This window comes from Candidatus Binataceae bacterium, assembly GCA_035500095.1.
Classification (GTDB): Bacteria; Desulfobacterota; Binatia; order Binatales; family Binataceae; genus JAKAVN01.
Genome location: DATJXN010000036.1, coordinates 1 through 10,319, shown reverse-complemented (window position 1 = coordinate 10,319; position 10,319 = coordinate 1). Strand labels below are relative to the sequence as shown.

At 64.4% G+C, this 10,319-nt stretch carries 9 protein-coding genes; 3 read left to right on the top strand and 6 right to left on the bottom strand.

Annotated elements, in window-relative coordinates; translation table 11 throughout:
• Window positions 1-63: 63 nt before the first annotated feature.
• Together iscU and VMI09_04515 are read right to left on the bottom strand one after the other, a co-directional pair.
• Window positions 64-495, bottom strand: coding sequence for a Fe-S cluster assembly scaffold IscU (iscU, locus tag VMI09_04520; protein ID HTQ23936.1), 432 nt, complete (start codon window positions 493-495; stop codon window positions 64-66).
• A gap of 25 nt (window positions 496-520) precedes the next feature.
• Complete coding sequence (locus VMI09_04515; GenBank protein ID HTQ23935.1) at window positions 521-1,738, bottom strand: IscS subfamily cysteine desulfurase; 1,218 nt, start codon at window positions 1,736-1,738, stop codon at window positions 521-523.
• A 554-nt stretch (window positions 1,739-2,292) separates the two neighbouring features.
• Between VMI09_04515 and VMI09_04510 the strand changes: the two genes are divergently transcribed.
• Together VMI09_04510 and VMI09_04505 are read left to right on the top strand one after the other, a co-directional pair.
• A complete protein-coding gene (locus VMI09_04510; protein ID HTQ23934.1) occupies window positions 2,293-4,074 on the top strand; it encodes a phosphoenolpyruvate carboxykinase (GTP) in 1,782 nt (593 codons plus the stop codon).
• A 129-nt stretch (window positions 4,075-4,203) separates the two neighbouring features.
• Entirely contained in the window at window positions 4,204-4,395 is a 192-nt protein-coding gene (locus VMI09_04505) for a hypothetical protein (GenBank protein HTQ23933.1), read from the top strand.
• A 140-nt stretch (window positions 4,396-4,535) separates the two neighbouring features.
• Here VMI09_04505 and secF read toward each other — a convergent pair whose 3' ends face one another.
• From secF to VMI09_04490, 3 genes are all read right to left on the bottom strand, one after another.
• Entirely contained in the window at window positions 4,536-5,480 is a 945-nt protein-coding gene (gene secF, locus VMI09_04500; protein ID HTQ23932.1) for a protein translocase subunit SecF, read from the bottom strand.
• 178 nt (window positions 5,481-5,658) lie between these two features.
• Window positions 5,659-6,000 carry a hypothetical protein gene (locus VMI09_04495; GenBank protein HTQ23931.1) on the bottom strand — a complete coding sequence of 114 codons (342 nt, stop codon included), beginning with the start codon at window positions 5,998-6,000 and terminating at the stop codon, window positions 5,659-5,661.
• A 17-nt stretch (window positions 6,001-6,017) separates the two neighbouring features.
• Window positions 6,018-6,191, bottom strand: a complete 174-nt coding sequence (locus VMI09_04490; GenBank protein ID HTQ23930.1) for a hypothetical protein — start codon at window positions 6,189-6,191, stop codon at window positions 6,018-6,020.
• Window positions 6,192-6,493: 302 nt separating this feature from the next.
• Here VMI09_04490 and VMI09_04485 point away from each other — a divergent pair, with 302 nt between their 5' ends.
• On the top strand, window positions 6,494-7,393 hold the full coding sequence (locus tag VMI09_04485) for a hypothetical protein (protein HTQ23929.1): 900 nt from the start codon (window positions 6,494-6,496) through the stop codon (window positions 7,391-7,393).
• 358 nt (window positions 7,394-7,751) lie between these two features.
• Here the strand turns inward: VMI09_04485 and VMI09_04480 are convergent, their stop codons facing one another.
• Window positions 7,752-10,115, bottom strand: coding sequence for a transglycosylase domain-containing protein (locus VMI09_04480; GenBank protein HTQ23928.1), 2,364 nt, complete (start codon window positions 10,113-10,115; stop codon window positions 7,752-7,754).
• Window positions 10,116-10,319: the final 204 nt, after the last annotated feature.

Here is a 10,319-nt window from a genome sequence, read left to right as displayed (position 1 = left end):
AATCTTGGAGACCGCGCTTTCAGAGAGCGAAATCATTTTCTCTTTCGACGCCCCACCCGCTCGCTAGGAGGATTTCTCCCCGGCGGACTTCCGCTCGATCTCGCCGGCCGCGTCTGCGCCCTTGCGGTTGCGCCAGTCGGTGATCGCCGCCTTTATAGCATCCTCGGCCAGCACCGAGCAGTGAATTTTGACCGGCGGTAGATTCAGTTCCTTCACGATCACGGTGTTCTTGATGGCCATGGCTTCGTCGATGTGCTTGCCCTTGACCAGCTCGGTCACGTAGCTGGACGAGGCGATCGCGCTGCCGCAGCCGAAGGTCTTGAAGCGCGCGTCCTCGATCACGCCGCTTTCGCTTATCCTGAGCTGCAGCTTCATCACGTCGCCGCACTCGGGCGCGCCGACCACGCCCGTACCGACATCCGGGTCGTCCTTGGCGAAACTGCCTACGTTGCGCGGATTGTTGTAGTGCTCGAGAACCTTATCTGAATAAGCCATGACCGCTTAGCTCCTGGTTGCGAATTTACGCCCGCCAGTTGACGGACTTGAGATCGATTCCCTCGCGCGCCATCTCGTACAGCGGCGACATCTCGCGCAGCCGCTTGACCTCGCGCGAGACCTGCTCGGTCACGAAGTCCACCTCTTCCTCGGTGTTGAAGCGCCCCACCCCGAAACGGATCGAACTGTGCGCCAGTTCCTCGTTGATGCCGAGCGCGCGAATCACGTAGGACGGCTCCAGCGTGGCCGAGGTGCAGGCCGAACCGGAGCTCACCGCGACGTCGCTGATTCCCATCAGTAGCGACTCGCCCTCGACGTAGGCGAAGCTGACGTTGAGATTGCCGGGCAGGCGCTCGGTCGGATGACCGTTCAGATAGATCTCGTCGAGGCGCTCGAAGAGCCCGGCCTGCAGCTTGTCGCGCAGCGAGCGCAGCCGCGCCGCCTCCTCCTGCATCTCCGCTCGCGCGATCTCGCACGCCGCGCCGAAGCCCGCGATTCCCGGCACGTTGAGCGTGCCCGAGCGCATCCCGCGCTCGTGGCCGCCGCCATCGATAATCGGGGTCAGGCGCACGCGCGGCCCCTTGGAGCGCACATAGAGCGCGCCCACGCCCTTGGGCCCGTAAAGCTTATGCCCCGACATCGCGAGCAGGTCGATACCGTCGCGCTCGACGTCGACCGCAATCTTGCCGATCGCCTGTACCGCGTCGCAGTGGAAAATCACGCCGCGCTCTTTAGCGATCCGGCCGATTTCGCGGATCGGATGGATCGTTCCGATCTCGTTGTTCGCGTACATAATCGAGATCAGCACGGTCTTGTCGGTGAGCGCGTTACGCACGGCGTCCGGATCGACCATCCCGTACTTGTCCACGGCAAGGTAGGTCACCGTCGCCTTGCCCGCGCGTTCCAGCGCGCGGCAGCTGTCGAGCACCGCCTTGTGCTCGGTGACGCAGGTGATAATGTGGTTGCCCTTGTCCTTGTAGAACTCGACAACCCCCTTGATCGCTTCGTTGTCGGACTCGGTCGCTCCGCTGGTGAAGATGATTTCCTTGGATTTGGCATTGACCAGCGCGGCAATCTGATTGCGCGCCTTGTCGACCGCTTCCTCGGCCTCCCAGCCGAAGCTGTGATTGCGGCTCGCGGCATTGCCGAACTTCTCCCTGAAGTACGGCAGCATCGCGTCCAGCACCCGCGGATCGACCGGCGTCGTCGCGTGATTGTCCATGTAGATCGGCAACTTCAACATCGATTCCGAACCCTCTCGCCCGAACCCTCTCGGACGCTCATCGGCGGCCCACTGGTCCCGAAAACAGCGCCGCAATACTGGCGCTCGAATTAGTGGACTTACAAGGTCGAGTATAAGGTCTAACCCGCCGGGATGTCAAATGAACTATAAGCAACTGCACCGTCCGGCGGCGCGCGTTATAAGGCAAAGCGCTTTGGAGCCATCCGGCTCACGGGTTGGCGCAAAAACCTTACCGAAAGGTCAGGAGAAGGCAGGATCCGATGCGCCTGCGGGCACCGAACTCATGCCTATCGACACAAAGTCGCGAATGCGATCACGGGTACAACTTTCGCATATTGTGTCCGCACAACCGCTTCAATTTGCATCGGCCGAGACGTTTTTTAAACCTGACGATATGATTTATTGTAATATTGTTATCGTGAGGTATTTTGGCAGTTAATCTTACTTACTTGCGGCTGAATTTTGACATTTGCAACCACAAGGCCTAAAACCGAGCTCAAAACGGATCGCGACCGAAAATCGCCTCCGAAATCTCTGACATCCCCGACATCCCAATGACAAACGCAGATCCTAAAAAGAGCGCCAACGCGAACCGTTTTCTCTCCACATGGGTGGACGAGATGGCTCGCCTGACCAGGCCCGACCGCATCCATTGGTGCGACGGCAGCGAAGCCGAGCGCCAGCGTCTGTACAAGGAAGCCGTCGCCGCCCGCGTTCTGATTCCGCTCAACCCCACGAAGCGCCCGGGTTGCTATCTGCATCGCTCCAACCCCAACGACGTCGCCCGCTCCGAGGACCTCACCTTCGTATGCACGCGCGATCGGGACGACGCCGGTCCGACCAACAACTGGATGCCGCCCGGGGAAACTTACGAGCGGATGCGGGGATGGTACGACGGCGCGATGCGCGGGCGCACGATGTACGTCGTGCCGTACGTTATGGGCCCGCTCGACTCGCCGTTCGCGCGAATCGGCGTTGAACTGACCGATAGCGTTTACGTCGCGCTCAACATGGGATGGATGACGCGGATGGGCACCGCCGCGCTCGAGATGCTGGGGGCGTCGGGCGATTTCAACCGCGGACTTCATTCGACCCTAGATTGCGATCCGAAGCGGCGCCTGGTGTGCCACTTTCCCGAGGACAATACGATCTGGTCGGCCGGCAGCGGCTACGGCGGCAACGCGCTGCTGAGCAAGAAGTGTTTCGCGCTGCGTATCGCAAGCTGGCTTGGGCGAACCGATGGCTGGCTCGCAGAGCACATGCTGATCCTCGGCCTGCAAAGCCCCGAGGGCGAAACCTCCTATATTGCGGCGGCATTTCCGAGCGCCTGCGGCAAGACCAACCTCTCGATGCTGACGCCGCCGCCGGCCTTTCGCGGATGGCGCGTGACCACCGTCGGCGACGACATCGCGTGGATGCAAATCGGGTCGGACGGGCGGCTGTGGGCGGTGAATCCCGAGGCCGGATACTTCGGCGTCGCGCCCGGAACCAATGCGCACTCCAATCCCAACGCCATGAAAATGGTCGAGCACGACACCATCTTCACCAACGTGGCGATGACGCCCGACGGCGACGTCTGGTGGGAGGGCATGGGCACCGAACCGCCCGAGGGACTGGTCGACTGGCAGGGAAACCCGTGGCGCAAGGACTCGGGCAAACCGGCGGCGCATCCCAATAGCCGTTTCACCACGCCGATGCGCAATAATCCCGCACTCTCCCCGCAAGCCGACTCGCCGAAAGGAGTGCCGATCTCCGCGATCGTCTTTGGCGGGCGGCGCGCTTCGACCGTGCCGCTCGTGTTCGAGTCCTTCGACTGGAACCATGGCGTTTACCTGGGCGCGACGATGGGCTCGGAGACCACGGCAGCGGCCACTGGCAAGGTCGGCGTCGTGCGGCGCGACCCGATGGCGATGCTTCCGTTCTGCGGCTACAACATGGGCAAATATTTCGCTCATTGGCTGCAGATGAAGAGCCGGCTGAAAAATCCGCCCAAGGTTTTTATGGTCAACTGGTTCCGCAAGAACAGCGAGGGCCGCTTCCTGTGGCCCGGCTACGGTGAAAATATCCGGGTGCTCAAGTGGATTGTGGAGCGGGTGGCCGGCCGCGCCGCGGCCGAGCGCTCGCCGGTGGGGATGCGGCCCGCGGACGGCGCGCTCGATCTGACGGGTCTCGAAATCGCCGGCGACTCGCTGAAGCAGGCGATGGCGGTCAAACCCGAGGATTGGGCGGTCGAACTCGATTCGCAGGAAGAGTTTTTCAAGAAGTTAGGCTCAAGCGTGCCCGAGCAAATTACCGAGCAGCGCAAGATCCTGCGCGCGGCGCTCGCGGTCCAATAATTCCCGATCGCGAACGTAGTTTCCTGACCGCGACTGCCCGGAGAGGAACGGCGGGCGGCATCTTCATTCCGTGATTTTTCCGACAGTGCGGCGCGGGGCGCCTCGCCCTCATTCGGCGAGAGGGCCTGGATGCTCGCGGTCGAAGCGCACCACGAAGGGCCTGCGCTCGGAGCGCAGCGACTTCAGCGCGGCCTCGCGCGTCTGCTCGAATTCGCGCTCAAACCATGGAGCCAGCCGCGAGAGAAGCGCCTCGGCGCCGGAGTCCCCGCTGTCCTCGAAATCGTCGGCCGCGCCGGCTATCGTGCGCGCGACCGTACATAGAAAGCCGACCCGCTCAAGCCCGTCGGCCCGTTCGAACGCAAGTGTCAGCGTTACATCGTCGGGGCCTGTCGCGGGCGGCGCGGCGAGACGCAGCTGGTAGAATCCCCGCCCGGTCTTTATTTCATGCGAAGACGTGAAGTTTACGCCGCGCGCGTGACCGCGCCGCGGCCCCTGCCGCTGCCGCCCTTGCCCTCCCAGAACAGCACCACGGGGCCGGCGATGTAGATCGACGAGTAGGTCCCGGTGATGAAACCGACCAGCAGGGTGAAGGCCGAGGGGCGCAGGATCGGACCGCCGAGTGTGAGCAGCGCGATCAGCACGGCGATCGCGGTGCCCGAGGTCAGGATGGTACGCGAGAGCGTCTCGTTGATCGCGCGGTTCATGATTGCCGCGATCGGCTCGCGCCGGCGCTTGCTTGCATCCTCGCGAATCCGATCCGACACGATGATGGTGTCGTGGACCGAGTAGCCGATTACCGTCAGCAGCGCGGCGAGCGTCGTGAGATCGAATTCCAGACGCGAGATGACCAGCGCGCCGACCACCACCAGCACGTCATGCGTCAGCGCGATAACCGCGCCGGCGCCGAAGCTCCAGCTCACGCCGCGGAACTGCCAGGCGATGAAGATGCCCATGAAGATGGTCGCGAAGATCACCGCCATGAAGCCGTTGCGGCGCAGGTCGCGGCCGACCTTGGCGCCTACCGATTCGACCCGCAGCACCTGCGCGGCGCCTGGCCCGTACGATTTGTCGAGCTGCTCTTCGAGCTTCTTGCCGAGGCTGCCGACGTTTTTCACGGTCTCGAAACGGACCAGGTACTGATGGCGCTCGGTGGCGCCGAAGTCCTGCACCGTCACTTCGCCAAGTCCCATCGGCTCGAGGGCGCTGCGAATATGTCCGCCGTCGGTCGCGCTCTTGAATTGCAACTGGACCACGCTGCCGCCGACAAAGTCGACGCCGTAGTTGAGCCCGACGGTTATCAGCAGAACAATGGCGGCGAGGTTGATGATGGTCGAGAGCGCGACGAAGAAGTAGCGCTTGCCGACGAAATCGAGATCAATGTCGGGGCGAATTATCTGAAAGGACATCGGTCCTGCGTGGCTCCTCTGCCGCTTCGCGCCGCGCGCGCCCAGCGCCGGTGGAACAGCGAAACCCTTAATCGTTTGATCCGATCAATAAAAGCACAGCCCGGCCCGCCGCGCCATCGCGCCGGATGGCTGCGGCATCTTTCACAATGTCCGGAATCTCTGCCCGGTTTTCCGCCGGTCAGGCGGCGGCGGTGCGGGCCTTGCCGCACTTGCCGCACTGGTTGTTATGGTTGTCGGCGTCTTCGAGGAGGCCGTCGTCAAGCGAATGGCATACCTTGAGGCACTTGCCGCAGATGAAGTAGATGCCGTCGATGGTCTTGTTGATACGCTCGCGGTTGAGGATGCGGCCCTTCAGCTTTTCGATGCGGATGCCGAGGAGCTCCTGGTACTGGCGCTTGATCTTGCGCCGCCCGGCTTCGTCTTTGGGGAGGTCGGCGTCTTCGTCGGCCTCGTCCGGCGAGTCGGCGAAACTGGGATACAGGTCACGCTTGGCGGTCTTGCTTTTGCGAGTCCTGGCCATCGCTGGTATCCCCTCCCCTAGCGCGTGCGCGCGACGTAGCCGCAGTTCTTATCGCACACGAGGAAAAATCCGCGCCGGCCGTAACCGGCGAACATCGTTACCTTGCTCTCCGCGCCGCAGCTCGGACAGGTATGTTTGTATCCTACGTCGCCGCGGCTTTTCTCCGCCGTCTTCGCCTTTTTCTCAGCCATGACCGATGACGCTCTCTTTGTTTAAGGTTTTGGGTTTCGCTTCCTGGCTCTCAAACCGGTGGTGACTCGGGGCGGGCCCGCCTCAGACGGACGCTGCGGGCGATTTTGCGCGGTCCGATTCTTTCATACGCTTCATACTGCCAGGACACCGTTTCTGCCGGATCACTATAGCACAGGGTAAACGGCCCAAAACTACGCGGTCAATATCTCCGCACGATGAATGTCTGCGCGATGAACGTCCGTGCGCGCGGCGAGCCAACGCGCCTTGCACGTGCCGCGCCGAGCGTCTAAGCGTTAAGCCCTTGGAAGCAAAACTCAAACCCAACGACGCCGTCCTGTTCATCGATCGCAAGCGCCGCCGCTACCTGAAGATCCTGCGCCCCGGCACGCGCATCCTCATCCGCGGCGAAATTTCCGCTGACGACTTGATCGGCATCGAAGAGGGATCGCGCGTCAAACTCAGCGGCGGCGAGACCTTCATGGTTTTGCGCCCGACCTATGCCGAGCTCGTGCCGCATCTGCCGCGCCAGGCCCAGGTGATCTATCCCAAGGACACCGGACCGCTCCTGGTTTGGGGCGACGTCTTTCCCGGCGCCACGGTGATCGAAGGCGGCGTCGGCGCGGGCGCGTTCACGATCGCGCTGTTGCGCGCAGTCGGGCCCGCCGGCCGCGTCATCTCGTATGAACTGCGCGAAGACTTCGCCGCCGCGGCGCGGCGCAACGTGGCGGCGTTCTTCGGCGAGGCGCCGAATTGGACGCTCAAGCTCGGCGACCTCTACGCGGGCTTCGACGAGACCGGCGTCGATCGGATGTTCCTCGATCTCGCGGAGCCCGGACGGGCGCTCGGCGTGGCGGCGCGCGCGCTGCGCCCGGGCGGCGTGCTGGTCTGCTACGTGCCGACCGCGATTCAGCTCGGCGACACGGTCGCGGCGCTCGAGCGCGACGGCGGCTTCGGCGAGGTCGAATCGTTCGAGACGCTGCTGCGCAACTGGCACGTCAAGGGGCTGAGCGTCCGCCCGGTGCATCGAATGGTCGCCCATTCGGGGTTCATCATCGTGGCGCGCCGCCTCGCGTCCTACTCGCAGGCGGGCTCCGCGCCGCTTTCTGCGCCGGGCGAATCGCCGGTTGCCGATGAAGCATCCGGGCGATACGACGACGACGATTCCGGCAACGGCGATTCCGGCGGCGACGACGAACGCTGATCGGCGCGGCCTCCCGTCATGGAATCTTTTCACGCTCTTAATCAAAGCCTTCCCGATCCGTCAGAAGCCGGTAACGATTGCGGCGCTAGTATCTGACGCTCAAGGCAGCGCTGGCATCTCGAAGCCGGCGTCTCGAAGCTGAACCGGCCAGCGTTACGCGCGCCCGCCGCAGCCGAGAGCCTGGCGAGTGGTCTGTAGAAGATAAAAAAGCCTTCCCCGCGGGCGGTCGATCTCTCCCCGGGTCGGCGGCCCGCTCTTCCTCCGGAGCGCGGTAGCGAGTTAACCGACCCTCGCTACCGCGCATTTTTTTATCCGTCGTGCCCGGCTCGCTTTGAAGCGCGTGGCATCTCGGGCGCGCTCAGTGACTGAATAGCGAACCGAAGAAATTTCCGAGCGCGCCGAGGACTCCGTTGGACGCCGGCTGCGGAGCCGTTCCCGGAGCGGGCGCCACACCCGGGGCCGGCGGCGGAGGCACGCCGCTCGGACCCGCTACCAGGGTCGGCGCGGGGGCGAGACCGCCGTGCAGCGGACAGATCTGCGTCGGCGCGGTGCCGGTTAAGAACGGCACCGTGGCGGTGCGCGGACATCCGCTGGTCGCGAGCCCTCCGCTTTGCGGATCGATCGTCGCCATCGTGATTCCCGGCGGCACTGCAAACGGCGGCGAGCTATGCGGCGTGACGCCGGTCATGAAACTCACCCACGCCGGAAGCGCCGCCGTGGCGCCCGGCGCGCCCAGGCTTTGCGGATGGTCGAATCCGACCCAGACGCCGCAAACGACACGCGGCGTGTAACCGACGAAGTATGCGTCGCGATAGTCCTGCGTCGTGCCGGTCTTGCCGGCGGCCGGAAAGTCGAGCCCCATCTTGGCCGCGCCTGCACCGGTGCCCCACTTGACCACCTGTTCGAGCGCGCCGGTTACGAGATACGCGGCCTGCGGGCTCACCAGCGCCAACTGATGCGGAACGTGACGGTAAATCAGATGGTCCTTGGCGTCGTACACGGCCTCGAGCGCGTAGGGCGGCCGCGAGATTCCGGCGTCGGCAAAAATTTGGTAGGCCCCGGTCAGCTCGAGCAGCGTGGTCTCTGCGGCGCCGATCGAAATCGGCAGCACCGCCGGGATGTCCTCGTTGATGCCCATCTCATGCGCCGTCGCCACGATCGTCCGCGGTCCCAGCAGGCTCCCCAGGTATGCGGTCGGCACGTTTAGCGACTCGGCCAGCGCCTCGACTACCGTGACAGTGCCCTGGTAGGTGCGCTCGTAGTTGACCGGCGTCCATCCGTTGAACGACATTGGGCGGTCCGGCAGCAGCGAGGCGAGCGTGACCGGCTGGCCGATCGGCGAGCGCGACGGATCGAGCGCGCTCAGATAGACGATAGGCTTGAAGGCCGAGCCTGGCTGGCGCTCGGCCTGGGTTACGCGGTTGAACTGGCTGGTCGAATAGTCGCGTCCGCCGACCATCGCCAGAATCGCGCCGGTGCGCGCGTCGAGCGCGACCAGCGAACCCTCGAGCTCCTCGCCGCGCGCGGCGCGGTGCAAATGCGGATGCAGCTTTTCGAGCCGTGCGAGATTCGATTCCACGCTCTCGCGCGCCGTCTGCTCCATCTCCGGATCGAGCGTGGTATAAACCTTGAGCCCGGCCAGGTTGCCGTTGAAGCCTGGAATCCGCTCGACCTCGGAGATCACATAGTCGTTGAAATAGGGCGCGCGGCGCAGCCCCGGCAGCTTCGCGATCATTAGCGGTGCGGCAGCCGCTTCGGCGTACTGGGCCGGGTCGATCACGTTGTCGCGGCGCATCACGGCCAGCACCGTGTCGCGGCGGGCGCGGCATGCGTCAGGATGGCGGCGCGGATCGTACATGGTCGGGGCCCGGATCATCCCGATCAGTGTCGCGGCCTCTGCCGGCGTGACCTCGTGCAGGTCCTTGTTGAAGAAGTCGCGCGCAGCGAGAGGCATTCCGGTGATCGGCGTGCCGTCGTACGCGCCCATCGGAACGTCATTTATGTAGCGTTCGAGAATCTGGTTCTTGCTGAGCCGGATCTCGATCACCAGCGCCACGGCCAACTCGCGCACCTTGCGCGCGAACGTGCGCTCGTGGCGGTCGATAAATGTGCGCGCGAGCTGCTGCGTAAGCGTGCTCGCGCCCTGGCCCAGATGATGCGATCGCAAATCCGCGATCGCCGCCTCGATCATCCGTATCGGGTCGAATCCCGGATGATAATAGAAGTAGCGGTCCTCGGTCGCGAGGAGTCCGCGCACCAGGTACGGCGGCACATCGCTGAGTTCCGTCTCGACCTGTTCCGGCAGCGCGCCCGGCAGCAGCCGGCCGACGACTTCGGGCTCCAGCGTTGCCGCGGGCATCGCCGCGCCGAAGGAGTCCGCCACACCCTCGACCACGGTGCCAGCGAGCGTCAGATGGACCAGCGCCGCAGGACGCTCGGTCATCCCTTCGCGAAAGCCGCGCAGGTAGATCGTCACGCGGCCCGGTATCAGCGCGTATTCGCCGGGATGGGTCGGGTCGGTGACGCGGGTGTAGCTGAGCCGTCCGATACGGTCGAGCAGATGCAGCTTTGCGAGGTCGTCGCTGCGTTCGATCTTAAGCGGCGCGGAGTAAACGGCCGAGGTCAGCGCCGCTTCGCGCTGTTCGATCAGCGCCGAGATCCCGTCATAAAGTTCGGCCAGGTAGAACCCGCAGCCGAAGAGAAAGAGCAGTAAAGCCCCCACGGCCGCGCGCCGTGCGCCGAGCCGCCTGAGCGCACGGCCCACGCGTCCCGCCGGCGCCGCCGCCGCCGATCCCCTCCTCCGCCTGCCTGGGCTAGCCATCGCGCCCGGTTTTTCTCCGCTCGGCGCCGCGTCCCGGTCCGGAGGCAACGCCCACGCAACAGTATATCGCGCGCAGCGGGATCGACGCGATCATCTCGCTACGAC